20 protein-coding genes and 3 tRNA genes are annotated in these 23,593 nt (G+C 57.8%); 22 read left to right on the top strand and 1 reads right to left on the bottom strand.

From position 1 onward, the window contains the following. The 9 genes from lpxK (at position 1) to lptB (ending at position 8,639) form a co-directional block, all read left to right on the top strand. Positions 1 to 2,514 (top strand): tetraacyldisaccharide 4'-kinase, encoded by a 2,514-nt coding sequence (lpxK, locus tag BCS37_RS09245; RefSeq protein WP_069181156.1) that lies wholly within the window; start codon positions 1 to 3, stop codon positions 2,512 to 2,514. Between the two features lie 23 nt (positions 2,515 to 2,537). Further along, positions 2,538 to 3,272, top strand: a complete 735-nt coding sequence (kdsB, locus tag BCS37_RS09240; protein WP_069181155.1) for a 3-deoxy-manno-octulosonate cytidylyltransferase — start codon at positions 2,538 to 2,540, stop codon at positions 3,270 to 3,272. A gap of 91 nt (positions 3,273 to 3,363) precedes the next feature. Beyond that, positions 3,364 to 4,191 carry a 3-deoxy-8-phosphooctulonate synthase gene (kdsA, locus tag BCS37_RS09235; protein ID WP_069181154.1) on the top strand — a complete coding sequence of 276 codons (828 nt, stop codon included), beginning with the start codon at positions 3,364 to 3,366 and terminating at the stop codon, positions 4,189 to 4,191. Positions 4,192 to 4,200: 9 nt separating this feature from the next. Further along, on the top strand, positions 4,201 to 5,178 hold the full coding sequence (locus BCS37_RS09230; protein ID WP_069181153.1) for a KpsF/GutQ family sugar-phosphate isomerase: 978 nt from the start codon (positions 4,201 to 4,203) through the stop codon (positions 5,176 to 5,178). Further along, a complete protein-coding gene (locus BCS37_RS09225; RefSeq protein WP_069181152.1) occupies positions 5,178 to 5,735 on the top strand; it encodes a KdsC family phosphatase in 558 nt (185 codons plus the stop codon). The genes BCS37_RS09230 and BCS37_RS09225 overlap by 1 nt, the downstream gene beginning before the upstream one ends. Before the next feature lie 20 nt (positions 5,736 to 5,755). Then, the gene (locus tag BCS37_RS09220; RefSeq protein ID WP_069181151.1) at positions 5,756 to 6,670 is read left to right on the top strand and encodes a lysophospholipid acyltransferase family protein; all 915 of its coding nucleotides are present in this window, start codon (positions 5,756 to 5,758) and stop codon (positions 6,668 to 6,670) included. Continuing rightward, entirely contained in the window at positions 6,670 to 7,215 is a 546-nt protein-coding gene (gene lptC, locus BCS37_RS09215; protein ID WP_069181150.1) for an LPS export ABC transporter periplasmic protein LptC, read from the top strand. Before BCS37_RS09220 ends, lptC begins: the two co-directional genes overlap by 1 nt. Next, a complete protein-coding gene (locus tag BCS37_RS09210) occupies positions 7,212 to 7,907 on the top strand; it encodes an LptA/OstA family protein (RefSeq protein ID WP_069181149.1) in 696 nt (231 codons plus the stop codon). Before lptC ends, BCS37_RS09210 begins: the two co-directional genes overlap by 4 nt. Before the next feature lie 12 nt (positions 7,908 to 7,919). After that, positions 7,920 to 8,639: an LPS export ABC transporter ATP-binding protein gene (gene lptB, locus BCS37_RS09205; protein ID WP_069181148.1), complete on the top strand. Its 720-nt coding sequence runs from the start codon at positions 7,920 to 7,922 to the stop codon at positions 8,637 to 8,639. Between the two features lie 48 nt (positions 8,640 to 8,687). Here the strand turns inward: lptB and BCS37_RS09200 are convergent, their stop codons facing one another. After that, the gene (locus tag BCS37_RS09200; protein WP_069181147.1) at positions 8,688 to 9,017 is read right to left on the bottom strand and encodes a hypothetical protein; all 330 of its coding nucleotides are present in this window, start codon (positions 9,015 to 9,017) and stop codon (positions 8,688 to 8,690) included. Between the two features lie 165 nt (positions 9,018 to 9,182). Between BCS37_RS09200 and BCS37_RS09195 the strand changes: the two genes are divergently transcribed. The 13 genes from BCS37_RS09195 to BCS37_RS09135 all read left to right on the top strand — a co-directional run bounded on the left by BCS37_RS09195 (position 9,183) and on the right by BCS37_RS09135 (position 23,460). Continuing rightward, positions 9,183 to 10,901, top strand: coding sequence for a methyl-accepting chemotaxis protein (locus BCS37_RS09195; RefSeq protein ID WP_069181146.1), 1,719 nt, complete (start codon positions 9,183 to 9,185; stop codon positions 10,899 to 10,901). Between the two features lie 120 nt (positions 10,902 to 11,021). Beyond that, positions 11,022 to 11,096: transfer RNA gene (locus BCS37_RS09190), tRNA-Gly, on the top strand. 4 nt (positions 11,097 to 11,100) lie between these two features. Beyond that, positions 11,101 to 11,175: transfer RNA gene (locus tag BCS37_RS09185), tRNA-Gly, on the top strand. A 71-nt stretch (positions 11,176 to 11,246) separates the two neighbouring features. Further along, a tRNA-Ile gene (locus tag BCS37_RS09180) sits at positions 11,247 to 11,323 on the top strand. Positions 11,324 to 11,380: 57 nt separating this feature from the next. Continuing rightward, positions 11,381 to 12,637 carry an HD domain-containing protein gene (locus BCS37_RS09175; RefSeq protein WP_069181145.1) on the top strand — a complete coding sequence of 419 codons (1,257 nt, stop codon included), beginning with the start codon at positions 11,381 to 11,383 and terminating at the stop codon, positions 12,635 to 12,637. A gap of 50 nt (positions 12,638 to 12,687) precedes the next feature. After that, positions 12,688 to 13,218, top strand: coding sequence for a gamma carbonic anhydrase family protein (locus BCS37_RS09170; RefSeq protein ID WP_069181144.1), 531 nt, complete (start codon positions 12,688 to 12,690; stop codon positions 13,216 to 13,218). Beyond that, entirely contained in the window at positions 13,218 to 13,631 is a 414-nt protein-coding gene (gene ndk / locus BCS37_RS09165) for a nucleoside-diphosphate kinase (protein WP_069181143.1), read from the top strand. The genes BCS37_RS09170 and ndk overlap by 1 nt, the downstream gene beginning before the upstream one ends. 78 nt (positions 13,632 to 13,709) lie before the next feature. Then, positions 13,710 to 14,219, top strand: a complete 510-nt coding sequence (locus BCS37_RS09160; RefSeq protein WP_069181142.1) for a cob(I)yrinic acid a,c-diamide adenosyltransferase — start codon at positions 13,710 to 13,712, stop codon at positions 14,217 to 14,219. Beyond that, on the top strand, positions 14,216 to 16,846 hold the full coding sequence (polA, locus tag BCS37_RS09155) for a DNA polymerase I (RefSeq protein WP_069181141.1): 2,631 nt from the start codon (positions 14,216 to 14,218) through the stop codon (positions 16,844 to 16,846). Before BCS37_RS09160 ends, polA begins: the two co-directional genes overlap by 4 nt. Positions 16,847 to 16,848: 2 nt before the next feature. After that, the gene (gene coaE / locus BCS37_RS09150; protein ID WP_069181140.1) at positions 16,849 to 17,454 is read left to right on the top strand and encodes a dephospho-CoA kinase; all 606 of its coding nucleotides are present in this window, start codon (positions 16,849 to 16,851) and stop codon (positions 17,452 to 17,454) included. Beyond that, positions 17,441 to 18,016 (top strand): lytic transglycosylase domain-containing protein, encoded by a 576-nt coding sequence (locus tag BCS37_RS09145; protein WP_069181139.1) that lies wholly within the window; start codon positions 17,441 to 17,443, stop codon positions 18,014 to 18,016. Before coaE ends, BCS37_RS09145 begins: the two co-directional genes overlap by 14 nt. Continuing rightward, positions 18,013 to 21,786, top strand: a complete 3,774-nt coding sequence (locus BCS37_RS09140; protein ID WP_069181138.1) for a PolC-type DNA polymerase III — start codon at positions 18,013 to 18,015, stop codon at positions 21,784 to 21,786. Before BCS37_RS09145 ends, BCS37_RS09140 begins: the two co-directional genes overlap by 4 nt. A 303-nt stretch (positions 21,787 to 22,089) precedes the next feature. After that, complete coding sequence (locus BCS37_RS09135) at positions 22,090 to 23,460, top strand: flagellin N-terminal helical domain-containing protein (RefSeq protein WP_069181137.1); 1,371 nt, start codon at positions 22,090 to 22,092, stop codon at positions 23,458 to 23,460. Positions 23,461 to 23,593 lie beyond the last annotated feature (133 nt).

Below are 23,593 nucleotides of genomic sequence, written 5' to 3'. Positions count from 1 at the left end.
ATGAGATTTCTGTATAACTTAGCGGCAATCCTCATCGTCACCATCATCATACCGATCTTCATGCTGCGCGCGACACGCGAGCGCGGCTTTGTGGAACGCATCAAGCAGAGCTTTGGATTCTACCCGCAGGACACGATTGACAAGGTCGCGGGCAAAAATGCGATCTGGGTACACGCGGCATCCGTCGGCGAGATCGTGGCGACGAGCCCTCTCGTGCGCGAGTTCCGAAAAATGTTCCCGGACAGCCCCATCCTCGTTTCGGTTGTCACGACAGGCGGCTACGAGATGGCACACCGCATCATCAAGGATGCGGACGCGATCATCTACTTTCCGCTCGACCTGCCCTTTCTTGCCTCACGCGTCGTGGGACGCATCCGTCCGCGCGTGTTCCTGCCCGTGGAGACGGAACTCTGGCCGAACTTCCTGAAGAAGGCAAAGCAGCTTGACGTGCCCGTCATGATGGTCAACGGGCGCATCAGTGACCGCAGTGTCAAGCAGTACAAATACCTGCTCGGGATGCTGCGCGAGATGATCGGAACGGTGAAATGCTTTGCTATGCAGTCGAGCATTGACGCTGACTATATCATGCGTCTCGGCGCACCGCGCGAGCTCGTCACGGTCACGGGCAACACGAAGTTTGATCAGGCGTATACGAGCGTCAGCCCCGAAGAGCGGGCGGCGCTCATTCAGGAGCTTGGGCTCACGGGGGCGAGTCATATCATGATCGCGGGCTCAACCCATCGCGGCGAGGAGGAGCTGGTACTCGCGGCGTTTGCCGCCGTGCGCGAGCGTGAGCCGAATGTGCGGCTGATCATTGCACCGCGTGAGGTACTGCGTACGATCGAAGTCGAGCACCTCTGTCACAAGGCGGGCTTTACCGTCAATACCCGCAAGAACCTGCAAAAGGGAGCCGAGGGCGGCGAGGACATCGTCATTCTCGACACGGTCGGCGAGCTCGGGCGCGTCTACGGACTTGGTGATGTGATCTACATCGGCGGCAGCCTGATTCCGCACGGCGGGCACAACATCCTTGAACCCGCGGCGCACGGCAAGGCGATCATCGTCGGCAACCAGATGTTCAATTTCAAGGACATCCACGCACTCTTCCGCAACCGCAGTGCCGTTGTGACGGTCACGAACGGGGAGGAACTGACGCGCGAGACGCTGCGCCTCTTTGGGGATGCTGCCGAGCGAGAACGCCTCGAGCGTGAGACGCTTGCCATCATCAATGAAAACAAGGGCGCATCTGCGAAGTCTGCGCAGATTCTTGTGGATATGCTTGCGGCGTACGAGGCACGGCGTGCCCTTCGTGCGCAGGAGCGCATCAGTGCCCATCGGGTGCGCGCGACGCAGAAGGTCGCGAACTTCCAGACATACTTCATTGATCTCGTCCATGACAAGGACGTACGCGGCGTTTCGCGCAGGCTTATCATGGGGGTGTTCTATGCCTTCTCTCTCATCTACGAGCAGCTCGTCAATCTGAAGCTGACGATGTATCGCCTCGGCTGGGCGAAAAAGGAGCAGCTGCCCTGCTTTGTCATCAGCCTTGGCAATGTCACAGTCGGCGGTACGGGCAAGACACCGACAGCACAACACCTTGCACGCGCGATTCACGAGATGGGCTATCGTGTCGCAATTCTCAACCGAGGCTACCGCGCGAAGTGGCGCGGTGAGGTTGGCATTGTCTCCGACGGGCATACACTGAAGATGGATGCGGAGACGGCGGGAGACGAGGCGTTCATGCTTGCAAAGCATCTGCCGGATGTGCCCGTGCTCATTGGTCCGCAGCGCGCCGTGACGGGGCGCTATGCGATCGAGCACTTCGGCGCAGAGGTGGCGATCCTCGACGACGGCTATCAGCACTGGCAGCTCGCGCGTGATATGGATATTCTCCTCGTGGACGCGGTGAACGTGTTCGGCAATGGCTATCTCCTGCCGCGCGGCACACTGCGTGAGCCGCTCTCACATATCGACCGCGCGGATGTCTGCCTTATGACAAAGGTCGATCAGGCGGCACCGGGGGCGATTCAGCATATCTGGGAGACGTTCCGCAGCTACAACCAGGACGGGCTCATCATCGAGAGTATTCATCAGCCGCGCCAGTTCGTGCGGCTCTCCGACTGGTACGAGGACATCGCTGCGGGCGGCGTTCCCGCCACTGAGATGGAGGGCAAAAAGGTACTCGCTGTCTCCGCGATCGGAAACCCCGCCTCGTTTGAGCAGACGCTTGCCGATCTCGGGGTTGAGATGGTCGAGAGCATGCGTTACCCCGATCACCACGACTACGGTGAACGCGATATGGCGGAGGTGCTGTACCGCGCGGAGACGCTTGGAGTCGAGGCGATCGTCATCACGGAGAAGGATGCGGTGAAGGTGCCGGCGGATGTTGTACGCGCGAAGTGGCGCATCCCGATGTATGTTATTTCGGTCGAAGTGACGTTCCAGAAGGGGCAGGAGGAGTTCTTCCATGCGCTCGAGGAGCAGCTTGCGGCGAAGCTGAGACCTGCGGTTTAGTATAGTCTTGTGAAGGTGATTGTATGAAAGTTCTCTGCATTATTCCCGCGCGCTACGCATCCACGCGGCTGCCGGGGAAACCCCTGCGCGAGATTGCGGGCAAGCCCATGATCGTTCGTGTCTACGAGCGCGCCGTGCGGGCAAAGCTCGTGCAGGACGTTGTTGTCGCAACGGATGATGAGCGCATCCGTGCTGCCGTCGAGGAACACGGCGGACGCGCCGTCATGACGCGTACCGATCACGCGACGGGGACGGATCGTCTCGCCGAGGTCGCAGAGAAGATGCAGGATTATGACCTCATCATCAACGTGCAGGGCGATGAGCCTCTCATCGACCCTGCCGTGATTGACGCGCTTGTTGAGCCCTTTCTCGCAGATGAAACGCTGCCGATGGCGACGGCAAAGACGCTCCTCGCAGATGAGGAGGAGATGGCAAATCCGAACAACGTCAAGGTCATCACAGACCTCACGGGCAACGCTCTCTATTTCTCACGTGCCCGTATCCCATATGCGCGGAATGCGGGGACAAAGGTATACAAGCATATCGGAATCTATGCCTACCGCCGCGATTTTCTGCTTGATTACGCACGTATGGCGCAGACCCCGCTCGAGCTTTCCGAGTCCCTCGAGCAGCTGCGCGCGCTCGAGAACGGACACACGATCCGCGTTATCGAAACGGACGCCGTCTTTATCGGCGTCGACACGGAGGACGATCTCGCGGCGGTCAACGAAGAGTACATGAGACGTGGGATTCATTGACCTTTTCGCGTGAAAATTCTATAATAATGATTGTGAATTTCGCATTTCATAGATGCAGATGATGACACGATTGTTGAAAGGAGCCATGAAGATGAACAAAGTGAAGCTGGCGAATTTTGAGATCGGCGGCGGTGAGCCGCTGGTACTTCTTGCAGGACCCTGCGTCCTCGAAGGACTCGAGCACTCGCTCATGATCGGGCGCGGCATCAAGGAGATCACGGATCGTCTCGGCATTCCCTATGTATTCAAGGCATCCTTTGACAAGGCGAATCGATCCGCCTACCACAGCTTTCGCGGCCCGGGACTGGAAGAGGGCGTAAAGATTCTGGGGCAGATCCGCGCGGAACTTGGTGTGCCTGTCGTGACGGACATTCACGAGACCTCGCAGGCGGAGCCTGTCGCGAAGGTCGCGGACATCCTCCAGATCCCCGCGTTCCTCTCGCGTCAGACCGACCTTCTGCACGCGGCGGCGCAGACGGGAGCTGTTGTCAACGTGAAGAAGGGACAGTTCCTCTCGCCGAACGATATGCGCAATGTCGTCGATAAGATTCACGAGAGCGGCAGTGACCGCATACTGCTCACGGAGCGCGGCGAGAGCTTCGGCTACAACAACCTCGTTGTGGATATGCGCGCATTTCCGATCATGCGCAGCTTTGGCTACCCTGTGATCTTCGACGGCACCCACAGCGTACAGCTGCCGGGCGGTGCTGGAACGAGCTCGGGCGGTCAGCGCGAGTATGTTGAGTACCTCGTGCGCGCGGCGGTTGGTGCGGGCGTTGACGGACTCTTCCTTGAGGTGCACGACAACCCGCCTGAGGCACTCTCGGACGGTGCGAACATGGTTTATCTCGACAAGCTCGAGGAGCTCCTGAAGGATGCCCTTGCGATCTACGAAGTTGTGCGGAAAAAGCTGAACTAGGAGAAATATATGGCACAGAGTATTCGAGAGAAAGCAATCGAGACCTTGAAACTCGAAGCACAGGCAGTCGCACAGCTTGCAGAGCGCATTGACGACGATTTCGAGGCGGCCGTGCGCGCCATTTTGGACTGCAAGGCACGTGTTGTCGTCACCGGCATGGGCAAATCCGGTCACGTCGGACGCAAGATTGCCGCAACGCTTGCGAGTACGGGCACGCCGTCTTTCTTTATGCACCCTGCCGAGGCTTTCCACGGTGATCTCGGCATGGTGACGGAGGATGACATCGTCATTGCCATTTCGAACAGCGGTGAATCAAACGAGGTGGTCAACATCCTCTCGATCATCCACCGCATCGGCGCACGGATCGTCGCCATGTGCGGCCGGCGAAACTCCCAGCTCGGGCGCAGTGCGGACTTCTACATCGATATCGGTGTCGAGCGTGAAGCGTGCCCGCTGGGACTCGCCCCGACGAGCTCCACGACGGCGACACTCGCGATGGGTGACGCGATCGCAATGGCACTCATGGAAGCGCGCGACTTCAAGAAGGAGGACTATGCCCTCTTCCATCCGGGCGGTGCGCTCGGGCGCAAGCTGCTCCTCACGGTTGCGAACGTGATGCACACGGGGGATGAAAATCCTGTTGTGCCCTATCATACGACGGCAAAGGATGCACTTTTCGTCATGACGGACAAGGGCCTCGGCGCCGTCTCTGTCGTCGATGCGGACGGCAAATTTATCGGGCTTGTCACCGATGGGATTATTCGGCGTGCGCTGGCGCAGGACTATACCTTTTTGGATAAGGATGTGGAGAGCATCATGTTTGCTACGCCGCTCACAATCGCGCCGGATAAGATGGCGGCAGCGGCGCTCTCCGTCATGGAGAAGCATCAGCCGCGTCCCGTCACAGTTCTGCCCGTTGTCGACGCGGCGGGCGTGCCCGTCGGCATTGTACATTTGACCGATCTTCTGCGTCAGGGGGTTGTGTGATGCCGATTCGAGAGGGCGCAATAGAGTGCGCGAAGAAAATCAAATGCGTGATCCTCGACGTGGACGGGGTGCTCACGGATGGGGGGGTCTACGTCGCCCCCGACGGGAGCGAGCTCTACAAGCCGTTCTTTGCACGGGACGGGCTTGTCATCTCGCTGGCACCGAGAGCAGCACTTATGACCGCCATCATTACGGGCCGTTCGTCTGCAATTGTCGAGCATCGTGCCAAGGAGCTGCATATCGATCTCGTCTATCAGGGCTGCCGCAATAAATGTACCGCCTACGCAGACATCAAGGCGAAAACGGGGCTGACGGACGAGGAGATCGCCTACATCGGTGATGACATCATTGATCTTCCCGTGATGCACATGGTTGGACTGCCCTGCGCGGTGGGCGATGCTGTGCCAGAGGTAAAGGACGCAGCGCAGATCATCGCGAATGAACGCGGCGGACACGGTGCCGTGCGTGAAATCTATGAAATTATCCTAAAGACGCAGGGGCGGTGGGATGAGATTCTTACGGCATTTCAAACGAATGTTGATGAAGTTGCCCAATAACTGGAAGAGGAGGTGCGGCAGTGCTCTATAATACACTCATGTTTCTAAGCTGGCTCGCGTGCCGCACCCCGCGTCCCATCCTGCTCGCTGCGGGCTGGGTGCTCGGCAATCTCTACTATCTCCTGATCCCGAAGATGCGCCGCCGCGCTGTAGAGCATATGATGCCTGCGCTCGACATTGACGAAGCGGAGGCAAAGAAGCTTGTGCGCGCCTCTTTTATCAATATGGCGCGCAACGTCCTCGACATTCTCGCGATGCCCATGCTGAATGAGGAGAACCTCAGTGAGTACATCGAGATCGACCATCTCGAACGGATGCAGGAGGCACTCGCCGAGGGGCATGGTGTGGTCGTCCTCACAGGGCATGTCGGCTGCTGGGAGTGGCTGTCGGCGGCGTTCACGCTGAACGGGATTCCCGTCAGTGCGATTGCAAAGCCGCAGCCAAATATCGAGTACACGCGCGTGCTCGATGATCTGCGTGCGACCATTCACGTCGAGATCTTCTCACGCGGGACGAGCGAGCTGATCGCGGCGGCACGTGCCTTAAAGCGCGGGCGGCTCCTCGGTTTTCTCGCGGATCAGGACGGCGGTCCCGGCGGCGCATTCATCGAATTCCTCGGGCGTACGGCATCGACTCCGCTCGGACCTGCCGTCTTCTCGCGTAAATTCAAATCGCCTGTAGTGCCGGCATTTATCCTGCGACAGCCGAGCGGCAGGCACGAGGTCGTCGTCGGCGAGATCATGCGCTGTCCGGACACGGGGGACAGCGATCGTGATCTGCATGAGTTCACAGTGCAGATGACTGCGATCGTGGAGAAGATCATCCGCGAGAATCCGACACAGTGGATCTGGTTCCAAAAGCGTTGGAATACCGCGCCCGAGCAGCAAAAGACGGGCAAGCATCACATGTCCGTGGCAGCGAAGGAGGGGGATTGATGGCGCAGAGCAAGTGGATTTACGGCGGTGGAGCTGTTCTCCTCGCCGGACTCATCGCATGGGCAGCTGCAACCGTGCCGGAGCCTTCCACGCAAACAGATGAGCCGAGCGGACCGCGCATCATGTCCTATGCGGACAACACACTCAGCGAGGAGCGTGACGGACGCACAATCTGGAAGATGACGGCGGAAAAGGTGAACGTCGATATTGATACAAACGATACAAGCATGACGAAGATCGACGGCGCATTTTTTACGGAGGATGGGCGTACCCTCACGCTCAAAGCAGATGAGGGACGTATGGACAGCAGGACGCGCGATGTCGTACTCACCGGCACGATCGAGGCGACGACGAGCGACGGCGCGCATCTGCGTGCAAAAGAGGTCAAGTGGACGGCGGCAGAGGGGGAGCTCAGCGCCGAGGGCGATGCCGAGTTCGTGCGTGATGACATCCGTGCGACCGGTGACCGCATTGTGAGCACGGATAATTTTCAGCGGTTCAGCGTGATTGGAAATGCACATATAGTAAAGGGTGAGGCGAAATGACAAAGAAGAAACTCTATCGGGGCATTCTAACACTGCTCGCAGTGGGCGCGGTCTGCACGGCGGCAGCTGCGCCGCAGCAAGGGAATGAGCCGACGAATCTCACGGCGGACAGCCTCACCTACGATACGACGACGGGACTCGTCACTGCGGAGAAGAACGTCCGCCTGGAGCAGGGGACGGGGTGGATCGAGGGTGCGCGCGCGACGTACAATACCAAGACCGAGGAGGGGACGGTCGAAGGGGGGGTCCGTGCCATGCGTGAGGATATGAACCTTTCCTGTGATCGTCTCTTTGCTGCATCGCAGGAGCATTGGCAGGCAACGGGCAGCGTTCACATGGTGAAGGCGAAGCGTACATTCACGGGGCCACAGGTCGACTACTATCCTTCGCAGAACGACTACATCCTCGCCGGCAGCGGCGGTACAATTACGAGTGCCGACGGCACGCTTACGGCAGACCGCCTCGAAGGATGGATGAAAGAAAACCGATTCGTCGGCACGGGCAATGCACATATTGTCAGCCCTCCGCGTGATCTTGAGGGGGGCGGCGACCGCATGGAGTATTTCGGCGGGGTCGAACGTCCGTATGTAGTGCTCGATGGGAGTGCATGGGTGTTTCAGGGAAACAATATGGCGCGCAGCAATCACATGACCGTCTACCTCGCGGATGACGGCAGTGCTGTGGCCAAGTGAGGAGGCGCCGCTTTGCATCTCGAATCCCGCAACCTCGTTAAGAAATTTGGCAGCCGCACCGTCGTTGACCGCATCTCTGTCCGCATCGACAAGGGCGAGATCGTCGGTCTGCTCGGCCCGAACGGTGCGGGCAAGACGACGACGTTCTACATGATCGTGGGCCTTGAAAAGCCGACGCACGGCGATGTCTATCTCTCGGACATCTGCATCACGGACTACCCCATGTATCGGCGTGCAGAGCTGGGCATCAGCTACCTCACGCAGGAGCCGTCCATCTTCCGCAAGCTTACCGTCACAGAGAACATCGCCGCGATTCTCGAGACGACGAAACTCTCGAAGGCGGAGCAAAAGTATAGGCTCGACGGACTGCTTGAGGAATTTCACATCGGGCACGTCCGTGATCGGCGCGGCACGGAACTCTCGGGCGGTGAGCGCCGCCGCGTCGAGATTGCGCGATGTCTTGCGCTTGAACCGCAGTTCATCCTGCTCGATGAGCCGTTCGCAGGCGTCGACCCTCTCGCGGTTGCCGATATTCAGGAGATCATCGAGTACCTGCGTCAGCGCGGCATGGGGATCCTCATCACCGACCATAATGTGCGCGAGACGCTCCATATTGTCGACCGCGTCTACCTTCTCAGCGAGGGAAAACTTCTCCTCGAAGGTGACAGCAAGACCATCGCCGAGAGCCCCATTGCACGGAAATTCTATCTCGGAGAGAATTTCAGCCTTTGAACGAAAAAACACCGACAGTCATGTCGGTGTTTTTTCGTTCAAAGGCTCCTATGCAAAGAAACGCCGATACGCATCGAAGAGAAAGAGCGCACCCGCCATGCCGATGGTGACGAAGCTGGCACGCGTCACCATTGTCATCTGTGTCTCGGAGAGACGCTCGACTGCCTGGCGGCGCGTGTAGGTCAATCCGAGAGAAGCCGTCAGCAGGATATACATCGTGAGCGTGAGGCTGTCCAGATCCTCCCATGCCGCAAGTACGACCATGACGGTGAATGCCATGAGAATAAGAAGCATATAGTCCTTCCCAGGAGGGCGCGCCGGTTTCGGCTTTTCCGGGGGTGTGACTTTTTGTTGCAGCTTTTTTAACATTTTTGCCATGGATATCCATCCTTTTGTTTATTTGTTGTAGTAATAGTGTAAGTATATCATAGAAAAATATTTGTTGCCATATGGTTTTTCACAGCAGAGAATGGTATAATCAAAAAAGATTAAGGGAAGATTTTTTCTTTTGAGAAATTGGAGTGTTTTTGGAGGGAACTTAGAATGTCGGTAGCAAAGAAAATTGTGCTGAGCATCGGATTCCTGGTCGTCATGTTTGGCGCATATGGATTCTATGCGAATCATGCGAGCAGCGTGCTCAACAACAATACGGTGAGCGTGTTCAGCTGGGCACACGTCATCAACGTGGGCGGTCAGGTGCAGTCACTCACGGCAGAGGGGCGCGAGTTTGAGCTCATGCGCATCTCGGCACCGAATGAGGAGGAACGTCAACGTGCGGCAGGGCTGATCTCACAGCTCACACCGCAGCTGAACAAGGCGTACGAGGAGTATGAAAAGGCGATTCAGGAAGCACCGTTCCAGAACGAGCCGGACCGCACACAGAAGCTCGCGCGCCTCGAAAAACTCAAGCAGGAACGCAAGGCGTATGCCGAGGTGCGTCAGCGCGCGACGGATCTCATCAATGCGGGCGATCAGGCGGGGGCTGTGCTCCTCGCATTCAACGAGCAGGCAGATGTCTACAAGCGGATGACGGACATCCTCGAGGAGGATAAGGCGGACAGCGTCCGTCTCGCGCGTGCAGAGATGGCACACAGCGAGGAGGTGTTCTCAGGGGTTCAGATGATTACGATCATCTCCCTGATCGTTGTTGTCATTCTGTCGATCATCACGCTTGTCCTGCTGCTCAAAAGCATCAAGAACTCTGTGGATACAATTCTCGATGGTGCACGTCACATCGCGTCCGGTGATCTGCGGTCGAAGATCCAGTTGGACGGTGACGATGAGTTCGCGCACATCGCGCATCAATTCAACACGATGGTCGAGAGCATGCAGAAGATGATCCGCAAGATCAAGACGACGGCGACGGATGTTGCAGGTTCGTCCGAGGAGCTGACGGCGAATGCGAACCAGTCGGCGCAGGTAACGCAGAACGTCGCGCAGTCCATCACCGAGGTTGCAGAGGCGGCGGAGAAGCAGCTGCAGATCATCGATACGAGCCGCATGACCGTGCAGGAGTTCCAGCGCGGTCTTGAGGAGGCGATCACGAACCAGCGCCGTGCACGCGAGCAGACGCAGGCAACGGCGGAGAAGGCAGCGGAAGGCAATGCCTTCGTGCAGACGACGGTTGAACAGATGAACTCGATTGCACGTACTGTTCAGCAGACGGGCGAGATTGTCAGCAAGCTCGGCGAGCGTTCAAAGGAGATCGGCAACATCGTCGAGATCATCTCGAGCATCTCGGGGCAGACGAACCTCCTCGCCCTCAACGCCGCGATCGAGGCCGCGCGCGCAGGTGAGCACGGACGCGGCTTTGCGGTTGTCGCCGAGGAAGTGCGAAAGCTCGCAGAGGAGTCGCAGAATGCCTCCCAGCAGATCTCTGAGCTCATCTGCAGCATTCAGGAGGAGACGGACCGTGCGGTCGCCTCGATGGACGAGGGCCTGCGCGAGGCGGAGACGGGCAAGGAGAACGTCACCGCAACGGGGGAGACGTTCTCGCTCATTTTGAGCATGGTCGAGGATGTCAAGACGGCATCGCTCGCGGTCAGCAAGCGCGTCCTCGAACTGCGCGAGAATATGAACTCGATCATCGAGGGCATGGGCGCTGTGGACAGTTCGGCAAAGGGGATCGGAAGCGAGTCGCAGAACGTCTCTGCCGCGACCGAAGAACAGGCGGCGGGCATGGAGGAGATTGCCTCCTCAAGCCGCAGCCTCGCCGACATGGCAACCGACCTGCAGAGCGAGACGGATAAGTTTAAGGTGTAAATTTAGTGGAGGGGCACGTGCGCAAGCGTGCCCCCTTTTGTTTTGAAATTCCTCCTTGACAGAATGTCCTTCTCTTGCTAAAATATTTCTTGTTGATTGACAGAGATGTCAGTGACGGATGCGGAAGTAGCTCAGTGGTAGAGCACCACCTTGCCAAGGTGGGGGTCGCGAGTTCGAGCCTCGTTTTCCGCTCCATTATGCGGAAGTAGCTCAGTGGTAGAGCACCACCTTGCCAAGGTGGGGGTCGCGAGTTCGAGCCTCGTTTTCCGCTCCATCGCTTACCTGACCTGCGCACTGCGCAGGTTTTTTTGAAAGTGAGAGCTTTCTTGCTCTCTGCACTGTTTGGGGCCTATAGCTCAGTTGGTTAGAGCAACCGGCTCATAACCGGTCGGTCCTTGGTTCAAGTCCAAGTGGGCCCACCAATCGAAACGAGAGCATCACGCAGGTGATGCTTTTTCTTTTGCGGAGGAGGTGAGAAAATGACGGAAGCTGCTTTTGTAGATGCCGTACGGCGCGCGGGGGCATGCGTCTTTCGCGTGGGCGGCTGTGTGCGCGATCAGTTTCGCGGCGTGCCGGCAAAGGATGTCGACTATGTGCTGACGGGCATGACGGAGGAAACACTCTGTGCGATCTTCCCAGGCGCGGAGAAGATCGGGAAGTCCTTTCCCGTCTACCATGTGCGTGTGGACGGCGTACGCCGTGAGGTCGCCTTTGCACGGAGGGAACGCAAGACGGGCGCGGGGTATCGTGGCTTCGCAGTTGCGTTTGACCCGTCCGTGACGATCGCGGAGGATCTCTATCGACGCGATACCACGATGAATGCGATGGCATTGGAACTCCCTGCAGAAAAATTGTTCGACCCCTACGGCGGGCGTGATGATCTCGCAGCGGGTGTAATCCGTGCTGTCTCGGAGCACTTCATGGAGGATCCTGTGCGTGCGCTGCGTGCCGCTCGACAGGCAGCAGCGTTTGGCTTCACGGTGGAGGAGGGGACACTCTCCTATATGCGTGCGTGTGCAGATGAGCTGCGTGCGGAGCCGACAGAGCGATTGATGGGCGAGCTGCGGCGTGCTCTGATGACACCGCGTCCCTCCGCCTTTTTTCGTGTGCTGCGTGCGGCGGATCTGCTTGCCGTTACCTTTCCGGAGATCGCGGCGCTCGAAGGGCAGACGCAGCCGACGGATTTCCACCCCGAGGGGGATGCCCTTGCGCATACGTTCGCGATGGTCGACGCGGTTGCACGTGAGACGGAGGATATCAAGACGCGTTTTGCCGCACTCGTGCACGATCTCGGCAAGGGACTGACCCCACGGGAACTGCTGCCGCACCATTACGGACACGAGTGCACGGGCCTCGATGCGCTCGCTGCATGGAATGCGCGTATGGCGCTGCCGCGTGACTGGCGCAAGGCAGCAGCGTTCGTCATTCGCGAGCATATGCGCGCACCGCGTCTCACGCGTCCCGGGAAGATTGCCGATCTTCTGCTCGGCATTGGTGCGTCGGGGCTTTCGATCGCGCAGTTCAATGTCATCATCCAAGCCGACCACGGCTCTCTGCCGGATTATCTCACGCGCGGCGCGGATTACCTCGCGGCGATGCGGACGGTTACGGGGCGTTCCGCACCGCCGGAGCTCTCGGGCGAGGAGATTGGCGCATGGCTGCGTACGGAGCGCATCCGCATTCTGAGGAGGCACAGAGAAACGCAAAGCGTCAAAAAATTCTTGTTGGAGCGGTAATTGACGTGGTATAATACATCTGAGCAGAGAAAGTGAAGGAGGCGGATTTGATGGAGCCTATCATCCTGCCCTATCGGGGCAAAATGCCCGTTATTGATCCAACGGCATTTATTGCGCCGACAGCGGCGGTCATCGGAGACGTGACGGTCGGTGCCGGTTCGAGCATTTGGTTTGGTGCCGTTGTACGCGGCGATTTTCAACCGATTACCATTGGGCAGAATACGAATATCCAAGAAAATGCGACGATTCACGTCATGCGAGACGTACCTGTCCGCATCGGGGACAATGTGCTCGTTGGGCACAATGCCGTCGTGCATTGCAGCCGCATCGGGGACAATACCCTCATCGGTATGGGCTCCATCGTGATGGGCTACTCCGAGATCGGCGAGAACGTCGTCATCGGCGCGGGCACCTTCCTTCCCCAGCACAAGAGGATTCCGTCGAACTCGCTTGTGTTCGGCAACCCTGCTCAGATCGTACGCGCACTGCGTGACGATGAAATCGAGGCGCTTCGAGATGCGGCGGGCAACTACGCCGATCTTGGAGCGGAGTACAAACGTATCATTGAGGAGATGAAGTAATGGAACAAACTCTGGTTCTCATTAAGCCGGACGCCGTCGGGGCGCATCACATCGGAGATATTACGAAGGCGTACGAGGATGCGGGACTGCAGATTCGTGCGATGAAGATGATGCAGATGACGGACCGCATCGCACGCATTCACTATGCGGAGCATCTCACGAAGCCGTTCTACGGCGAGCTCTCTGCGTTTATGACCTCCGCGCCGCTCGTGGCGATGGTGCTCGCAGGTGAGAATGCGATTGCGCGCGTGCGTGAACTGCACGGTGCGACGAATCCGGCAAATGCGGCGGAGGGCACGATCCGCAAGCGCTTCGCCAAGAACGGGAGCGAGAACGCGGTGCACGCGTCCGACAGCCCCGAGAGCGCAGCGCGCGAGGTGCACATCTTCTTCAGTGAGACGGAGATTTTCTAAAAACGTTCATTTCATCAATATGCCCGGTCGTGCCAGTTGTACGACTGGGCGCATTTATCCGCAGAGGAGGAACATACGATGAGTGTCACGACCAAGACCGGCGATCAGGGACAGACGAGCCTCTTTACGGGCGAGCGGATTGCAAAGGACGATCTGCGCGTCGAGGTGTACGGGATTGTGGACAGCCTCGGCTCCACGCTCGGCATGGCGCGCGCATTCGCTGAGAACAAGCGCGTGAAGGAGGATATCCTCGCCGCGCAGAAGCAGCTTGGCATGCTGATGGCAGACTTTGCCAGCCGCAACAAGCCGCCGCGCATCACGGATGAGATGATCGCGGGAATCGAGGCAGAGATTGCAAGCATCGAGGAGAGCCTGCCTGCGCTGAAGGAGTTCATCATCCCCGGCGATCGGAAGTCGAGCGCGATGCTTGATCTAGCGCGCACGACGGCACGCACCGCCGAGCGCCATGCATGGACGCTTGCACGCCGCGGCTCTGTGGCGGAGGTCGACCTGCGCTATCTGAACCGCCTGTCCGACTACATCTTTGTCCTCATGCGCCTTGAGGATGCGGACAAGCCCGGCCTGTGAGCAGGGAGCAATTTGCCGTACTCGACGGGAGCAGCCTCTTCTTTCGCGCATTCTATGCGCTGCAGCTCCCGCCGAACGCACGCGGCATCCACACGAATGCGGTGCACGGCTTTGCGATGATGCTTGTGAAGCTGATGCGGGAACTCGCACCGACGAACATTGTCATCGCGTTTGACAAGAGCCGCACAACGTTCCGCACGGCACTCTACCCCGCGTACAAGGGGACGCGTGACAAGACGCCGGAGGAGCTGCTTTCCCAGATTCCTCTCCTAAAGGAACTGTCGGCAGCGCTCGGCATTCCCTTCCTCGAACTGGACGGCTACGAGGCGGACGACATCATCGGCACACTCGCAACGCAGGCGGCGGCAGAGGGGATCCCATCCGTCGTTGTGACGGGCGACCGTGACGCACTGCAGCTGATCCGCACAGGGCTCACCGTCATGCTGACGAAAAAGGGAATCAGTGAGACTCGTGCCTACGATGCGGCGACATTTGAGGAGGAGTATGGATTCCCGCCGATCCGCCTCATTGATATGAAAGGGCTGATGGGAGACAGTTCGGACAACATTCCGGGGGTGCCCGGTGTGGGGCCGAAGACCGCAACGAAACTGCTTGTGGAGTACGGTACGATCGAAAATGTGCTCGATCATGCCGCTGAGGTCAGCGGGAAGAAGCTCAGCGCCTCGCTCGTGGAATATCGTGATCAGGCGCTCCTCTCAAAGCAGCTTGCGACGATTGAATGCTCTGTGCCCGAACTCCGCTACCGTGCGGAGGATTTTCGCATGCAGCCGAACCGTGCCGCACTTGAGGCGTTCTGCAGGGAATATGAGCTGCGTACCGTGTGGCGCACACTCTCGGAGTATCTCGGCGCGGCGGCTCCGACGGCAGCGGTGGAACAGTCCCTCTTTGCGGCAGAGGAAGATGAGCCTGCCATGTCTCTCGAAGCAGCAGAACTCACTGCTGCCGACCTCGATGTCCTGCGCGCGGCGAAGGAAATTTCCATCGGTGCAGTGTTCGAAGGGGCAGCTCCCTTTGTTCGGATTGCTCTGCTTGCCCTTGTCTGCGGGGAGAAACGGTATATCCTGCGTCCGGATGTACCGTGTTTTGACGAGGTGCGGAATATCATGGCGGAGTGTTCACTCGTTCTCTGGAATGCAAAGCGTTATGCACAGGCAGGAGTTTCCATCGGCACGAACATCTTTGATCTGGAACTTGCGGACTACCTACTCCATCCCGAGGAGAGCAGGCGCAGTATTGAACGCACGGCATTTGCCCATCTTGCCGAGGCGGCCGAAGTGCCCGCTGACCTCACCGACGAACAGCGCACCGTACGTGAGGCTCTGCTTGCCGCACGTCTCTCTGCGCCCATGCGGACGGCGCTTGCGGCAGCCGGGCTTTTGCGTCTCTGTCAGGACGTGGAACTGCCGCTTGTTCCTGTACTCGCGGCGATGGAGCGAACGGGCATCTATGTGAACCGCGCAGCACTCGAACGAGAGCTTGCTGCGGCGAATGTGCGCATTGATACGCTCGTTAGGGAGATTCACACACTTGCGGGTGCGGAGTTCAACATCAGCTCGCCCAAGCAGCTCGGCGAGATCCTCTTCGAGCGCCTCGGGCTCACGACAGGCGGCAAGGTCAAGAAGACCAAGACGGGCTACTCGACGAACGCCGAGACCCTTGAAGAGCTGCGCGATCAGCACCCCATCGTCGACAAGGTGCTCACCTACCGCATGTGGACGAAGCTGCGTTCGACTTATCTCGAGGGCATCGGCGGCCTCATCCGCCCCGCAACGGGGCGCGTGCATACGAGCTTCAACCAGACCGTGACAGCGACGGGACGGCTCTCAAGTTCCGATCCGAACCTCCAGAACATTCCTGTGCGGACGGAGGAGGGGCGTGCCGTACGTGCACTCTTCGAGCCGGGCGAGGGCTATGATGAGCTCCTCTCGGCGGACTATTCGCAGATCGAGCTGCGTATTCTCGCCCATATGTCGGGCGATGCGACGCTCATCGACGCGTTCCGCAGCGGGCAGGATGTTCACGCGCGCACGGCGGCCGAGGTGTTCGGTGTACCGCTTGATGCGGTGACGGGCGAGCAGCGCCGCCGGGCAAAGGCGGTCAACTTCGGCATCGTCTATGGCCTGAGTGACTTCGGACTTGCGCGGGATCTCGGCATCGGGCGCAAGGAGGCGGCGGGTTATATTGAACGATACTTTGAGCGGTACCACGGCGTGCGGGTGTTTTTGGATAAAATCGTAGCCGATGCACACGTGAACGGTTACGTAACGACACTCTACGGACGGCGGCGTGACCTGCCCGCGCTCAACAGCCGCAACTTTATGCAGCGCTCCTTTGCCGAGCGCATGGCGATGAATACGCCGATCCAAGGAACGGCTGCGGATCTCATTAAGATTGCGATGATCCGCGCGTACGACGCCCTGTGTGCGGCGAACGTGCAGAGCCGCATCCTGCTGCAGGTGCATGACGAACTCGTGCTTGAAGTGGTGGAGGCGGAGGTGGAAGCGGTGACTGAGATCCTGCGCACGGCGATGAGCGGCGCGGCGGAACTTCTTGTGCCGCTCGCCGTGGACGTGCACATCGGCAAGAACTGGGCGGAGGCGAAATAGCCGTGAAGATCATCGGCCTTACGGGCGGCATCGCCTGCGGCAAGTCCACTGTCAGCAAAACGCTGCACGCACTTGGCGCGTATATCATTGATGCGGATGTTCTCGCGCATGAACTCTCGCAGCCAAAGCAGCCGATCTTCAACGTCTATGTGGAGCGCTTTGGGCGCGCGGTTGTGACGGCGGGCGGAACGCTTGACCGTGCGGCAGTTGCGCAGCGCGTCTTTTCTGACCCCGCCGTACGCGCGGAGATGGATGCTGTTACGCATCCGCTGATCCGCGCTGAGGCGGAGCGGCGGATACAGGCGGCACGCACGGCAGGTGAGAGAGCAGCAGTACTCGATGTGCCGCTGCTCTTTGAAGCGGGATGGGATGTGCTCGCCGATGAGACGTGGGTGGTTGCGATCCCAGAGGAGGAGCAGCTGGCGCGTCTTTTGGCACGGGACAAGACGATGCATGAGAGCGAGGCGCGGGCACGCATCGGGGCGCAGATGCCGCTCGCAGAGAAATGCGCGCGGGCAGACATTGTGATCGACAACAGTGGGACAAAGGAAGAAACGCGGGAATACATTGGGAAAGTTTGGAGCGAAAGGATCATTGGGAATTCGTAGTTTGCGGCGCAGATTCTGGTGGGGGCTGCGCCTCATTGTCATCGCCGTTATTGCCTTTGCGATTGTCGGCGGCTGGGGTTGGGTGGAGCGCACCTATATCTATCCCTATGAATATCAGAGCTACATCGAGACGAGTGCCGCCGTCTGCTGCACGGATCCCTACCTCGTCGCCGCTGTCATCAAGCATGAGAGCGGATTCGAGCCGCGTGCGCAGTCCGACGGCGGTGCGCTCGGGCTCATGCAGCTGATGCCGCAGACGGCGGCATGGGTTGCGCGCCAGCTTGACGAGCCGTTTACCGAGGACTACCTTTACGATCCAGCGCTCAACATCCGCTACGGTGTATGGTATCTTGCAGAGCTCGAGCGCGAGTTCGGCGGCAACGACATCCTTGCACTCGCGGCGTATAACGCGGGGCGCGGCAATGTGCGCGACTGGATGGAGCGCTTTCATTGGAACGAGCAGTTTGACGAAATCGAGGCGATTCCCTACCCCGAGACACGGCTCTACGTGCGTCGTGTGCTCGAGGACAGGGAACAGTACAAGAGGCTCTACGACGAATGAACAAGACCTATCGGATTCTTCCCAGTGCGGAGGATATGCTCCTTCGCCTTCTGCGCGGACTCGCCCTCTCCGATGAGGAGCGGGCTCTTTTGCGTGCGTGTGCTCTGCGGCATGTCGAGGTATCGGCAGAGGAAAATACATGGGAACTTGTGATTGGCACTCCCGTCGTTCTCGATGAGGATCTTCTCGCGGCGATTGCACGGCAGGTTGAGACGAACTACAGTCTCGCGGGAGCATTCGTGCAGCAGAATGTCATTGCACTCGATCGTGCCGTTGCGCCGCTCTGGGAGCGCGTCGTGTGTGAGGCAGCAGGGGACGATGCCGTCCTTTTCCACACGCTGCGCCGAACGGAGTACGCCGTCGACGGCAATGTCATCCGTCTCTCTGCGCCGGGGCACTTCGGTGCGGAGTTGTTCGCGCAGAGCGCGGTCGCAAAGCGCATTGAGGCGGCCGTCCGCACGCATGTTGGCTGTACCTGTCGGGTCGTCTGCATGGAGTGTGAACTTGCGGACGATTTGAATGCACCTGCATGGACACCGCCCGTACTTTCCGTTCCCGCCCCCAAGGAGGTTCCCGCAGCTTTGTCTCCCTCGCGTGCCGCAAAGGGTGCAAAGGTCAAAGAGCTGCCTGCAAACGTCATTCTCGGACGCGGGGTCTCGGGTGAGGCGCGTGACCTCGGTGTACTCGAGGATGAGGTCAAGAATATCGTGCTCGAGGGCGAGGTCTTTGCTCCGCAGGCGAACAAGCTCAAATCGGGCGCGTACATCCTCCTGCTCAAATTTGCCGACAAGACGAACGGTATCGCGTGCAAAAAGTTCTTTGCCGCACGCGGGAAAACGACACAGGAGGACATTGACGCGGAGGTCGAGCGAATCCTGAAGGCAATCGGCAAGGGATGCTCTGTCCGCATACAGGGCAAGATTGAATACGATAAATTCATCAGCGATTACGTTCTCTTCATCGACAGTATGGAGCGACGCTCTGTTCCACAGCGTGAGGACACGGCACAGGTGAAGCGGGTCGAGCTGCACGCGCACACGAAAATGAGTGCACTCGATGCCGTTGTCCCGCCGAAGGTGCTCGTCGAGACGGCGGCGCGCTGGGGCTGGCCTGCCGTCGCCATCACCGACCACGGCGTTGTGCAGGCGTTCCCCGAGGCGATGAATACGGCGCGTGCCCTCAAAAAGAAGGGAACGGACATCAAGATCATCTACGGGATGGAGGGCTATCTTCTTGACAAACCGAACGATGCGCGGGCGCACCATATCATCTTCCTTGCGCAGAACAAGACAGGGCTGTATAACCTTTACAAGCTCGTCTCCCTCTCACATATCCGCTACTTCCGCGGCACGAAGAAGCGCGGTCGTCCATGTGTTCCCCGCGCCGTGCTGCAGCAGTACCGTACGGGGATCATTGTCGGCTCTGCGTGCGAGGCGGGCGAACTGATCCGCAGTATCGTCGCGGGGCGGCCCGACGAGGAGCTGGAGGAAATCGCAAAGTTTTATGACTTCCTCGAGATCCAACCGATTCACAACAACGACTTCCTCAAGATTGACGATCGTTTCCCGATTCACACGGATGAAGATCTGCGGGACATCAACCGCAAAGTCGATGCGCTTGCCAAAAAACTCGATAAAATGCTGATTGCGACCTGCGACGTGCACTTCCTCAATCCAGAGGATGCCGTCTACCGCGCCATGCTGCAAAAAGCGAACGGCTACCGTGATGCCGAGCGACAGCCGCCGCTCTATTTGCGCACGACGGACGAAATGCTTGCCGAGTTCGACTATCTCGGTGCGGAGCGTGCCTACGAGTGCGTCGTCACAAATCCAAGGAAGATCGCCGATATGGTGGAGCACTTCCTTCCGATCCCCGACGAACTCTATGCGCCGACGGTGCCGGGCGCGGACCGAGAGATCCAGGAAATGGCCTACGCGCGCGCACGTAAGCTCTACGGTGAGAATCTGCCGCAGATCGTATCCGATCGCCTCGAACTCGAGCTGAAACCGATCCTGCGCTATGGATTTGCTGCGCTCTACATCATCGCACAGCGCCTTGTGAAAAAGTCGAACGACGACGGTTACCTGGTCGGCTCACGCGGTTCGGTCGGATCGTCCTTTGTCGCGACCATGATCGGCGTCACTGAGGTCAACCCGCTGCCGCCCCACTATCGCTGCCGTCACTGTCAGTACAACAAATTCATTGACGACGGCTCCGTCGGGAGCGGCTTTGATCTGCCGCCTTTGGACTGTCCCGTCTGCGGTACGCCGCTTACGAAGGACGGGCACAATATTCCGTTCGCCGTCTTCCTCGGATTTAACGGGGACAAGGTTCCGGATATTGATCTCAACTTCTCGGGCGACTATCAGCCCGTCGCGCATAAGTACACCGAGGTTCTCTTTGGCAAGATGAACGTCTTTCGCGCAGGCACGATCTCGGGTCTGCAGGACAAGAACGCGTACGGCTATGCCATGCACTACTACGAGGATCAGGGGGTGACGAAGGGGCGTCCCTACATCGAGCATATGATGCGCGGCTGCATGGGCGTCAAGGCGACCACAGGGCAGCATGCGGGCGGCATCATGGTTGTGCCGCGCGACATGGACGTGCACTACTTTACACCCATCCAACGCCCCGCAAACAACATGGAGTCGGACACGCTGACGACCCACTTCGACTACCATTCGATCAGCGAGCGCCTCGTCAAGCTCGACATTCTCGGACACGATGACCCGACCGTTATCAAGATGCTCGAGGAGCTGACGCATCGTGATCCCGAGACAATTCCGTTCGATGATCCAGCCACCATGTCGATCTTTACATCGACCGAGGCACTCGGCATCAGCCCCGAGGAACTCGGTGCAAACATGGGAACATACGGCATTCCGGAGTTTCGCACCTCGTTCACGCAGAAGATGATTGACGACTCAAACCCCGACTGCTTTGCCGACCTGGTTCGCATCTCTGGTTTTTCCCACGGCACGAACGTCTGGCTCGGCAACGCGCAGGATCTCATCAAGGCGGGAACGAGCACACTGAAGGATGCCATCTCCGCGCGTGATGATATCATGAATTATCTTATGCAGCACAATGTTGACCCGCTGCTCTCATTTAAGACGATGGAGAATGTGCGCAAGGGGAAGGGGATCGCTGCCGATGTCGTGGAGAAGCTGCGTGCAGGTGGGATTCCCGAGTGGTACATCGAGTCCTGTCAGAAGATCAAATACCTCTTTCCGCGCGCGCACGCGACAGCGTATGTCATGATGGGATACCGCATCGCATTCTGCAAGGTACACTATCCGCTCGCGTACTACGCCGCATACTTCTCCATTCGCGCCGACGAATTTGACGCGAACATCATTGCGAAGGGGAAGACGGCAGTCAAGGCGGCGATTGATGCGCTGAATGCGGAGGCGCGTGAACATCGCGGCAAGCTCGACAACAAGAAGCAGGACATCCTGATTGTACTGCAGCTCGCGTGGGAGATGTACCTGCGCGGCTTCTCCTGCGATCCGGTGGATCTCTACGCGTCCGACGCAGAGAAATTCATCCTCCGCGAAAACTCGCTCCTCCCGCCGTTTACCGCACTTCCCGGCATGGGGCAAAAGGCGGCGCAGGCGATCGTCGAGGCACGGCAATACGGACGTTTTATCTCTGTTGAGGACCTCGCCGCACGCGCTCACGTGCCCGCGCCTGCCATTGATATCCTGCGTGCGCACGGGTGCCTTGACGGCATGATGGAGAGCAATCAGGTGGAGTTGTTTGCGTAGGCTCAATCAACGATTATTTCTTGTCTGGCTCTATGACAAAAGTGTTGGAATCGAGCGCGCCTATCGGGCGTGTCATATTCAACCCGATTGGATTTTATTGCAAGATAAAAGACAAGCAACTACATCTTGTGCTTGTGCGTAGAGGTACGCACAGAGACTTGTTCAAAAAATAAAAAAGCTCTTGGAATATATTTAAGTTGCAGATTCATTTCGACGATATATTTTTCAAGACGGTGTATCTTCGTCTATTTACGTAATTATTTCATAACGAAACCATAGATAACAGTCAGGGAGGCAGTCTTTATGGCGATGGTGGTCAAAAATAATATGTCAGCGGTGAATACGCTCAATACGCTCAACAAGAATCAGAGTGAGCTGTCGAAGAGCCTGCAGAAGGTTTCTTCGGGCATGAAGATCAACAGCGCCGGCGATGATGCATCGGGGATGGCGATCTCTGAGCGCATGCGCGTACAGGTGCGTGCACTCGATCAGGACGACATGAACACGAATAACGGCTCTGCTCTGCTGCGGACGGCAGAGGGAGCAGTTCAGTCCACCATCGAGGTTCTCAAGACGCTCAAAGACAAGGCGATCAACGCCGCGAACGATACGAATACGGACGAGGATCGCGCGCTCATTCAGAAGGAAGTTGACCGCCTGATCGATCAGATTGACGAGAATGCGCTGACGACCTATAACGGGAAGTATCTGATTGATGGTTCAAAAAATGGATTTGTCAGAGGTGAAACAGTACTAGGCACAAAGACAAGTTTGTCGAACATGAGCCTTGCAACTGACACGGATGGGCTGACAAACTTGTTAGACCTGAAACGCAGAGATGGTAATGATGTTGGTATCCACTCTTCTGATACCATCACAGCATCATGGACGCGTAATGGTGTTACCTATTCGAAATCCATTTCACCAATTGGTACTGGAACCCGGTTGGTTGCTGCGATAGGTCTTATCACGGCAAGTGATGCCGGACTTTATCATGAGGATCATGTTGTTGGTGTTGATGAGTACGGGCGTGAAGTAACAACGCCGGATAATCAGCCGGCAATTACAATTCGTGCAAACACTGAAGGTGTTAACGGTCAGATTGCGGGTGTTACGTTCCGTGTTACGGATAGTAGAGGTCATATGCGCAATGAGGTCAATGCAGTCCTTGATGCGTTTAAAGAAACTGTGCGTGCGCAGAACCCGTCGCCGGATAATTCTCTTGTCCTTCAAACAGGAACAAAGGCGAACCAAGCGATTAAGGTCGGTTTCACGGATATGCGTTCAGCTGCATTGGGCCTTCAATCCCAAGACGGCAATGGTTGGAATCGCCAGCCTCATGGTGGCAGTAAAATTGTTGGCTCCGGACCCAAAATTCAGGTGACAACACAGGAGGCTGCAAATGCGGCAATTAATGTATTTGAAAATGCCTTAATTCGTGCAACGGATCAGGCCATTGTTATTGGTGCCGCACAGAATCGTCTCAGCTTTACGAGCAACAATCTCGTTGTTGCATCTGAGAACGTACAGGCATCGGAGTCTACGATCCGCGACTCAGATATGGCAAAGGAAATGACCGCATATACAAAGAATAACGTGCTTACACAGTCGGCACAGGCAATGCTTGCGCAGGCAAATCAGAACTCAAGTGCAGTGCTGAGTCTGCTCCAGTAAAAAGCTTTTGGGAAAATCCTCCGATCATCCGTAGGACGATTGGAGGATTTTTTATTTTTATATGCTATTATTAAATGCACTATAATATTCGATATACTACATAAGGAATAATATGTCTATGGGAGAGCGGAGA

The organism is Selenomonas sp. oral taxon 920 (assembly GCF_001717585.1).
In the GTDB taxonomy this organism is placed as follows: Bacteria; Bacillota; Negativicutes; order Selenomonadales; family Selenomonadaceae; genus Centipeda.
The sequence above is the reverse complement of the archived record's forward strand: the minus strand, read 5'-3'. Positions and strand labels throughout refer to the sequence as shown.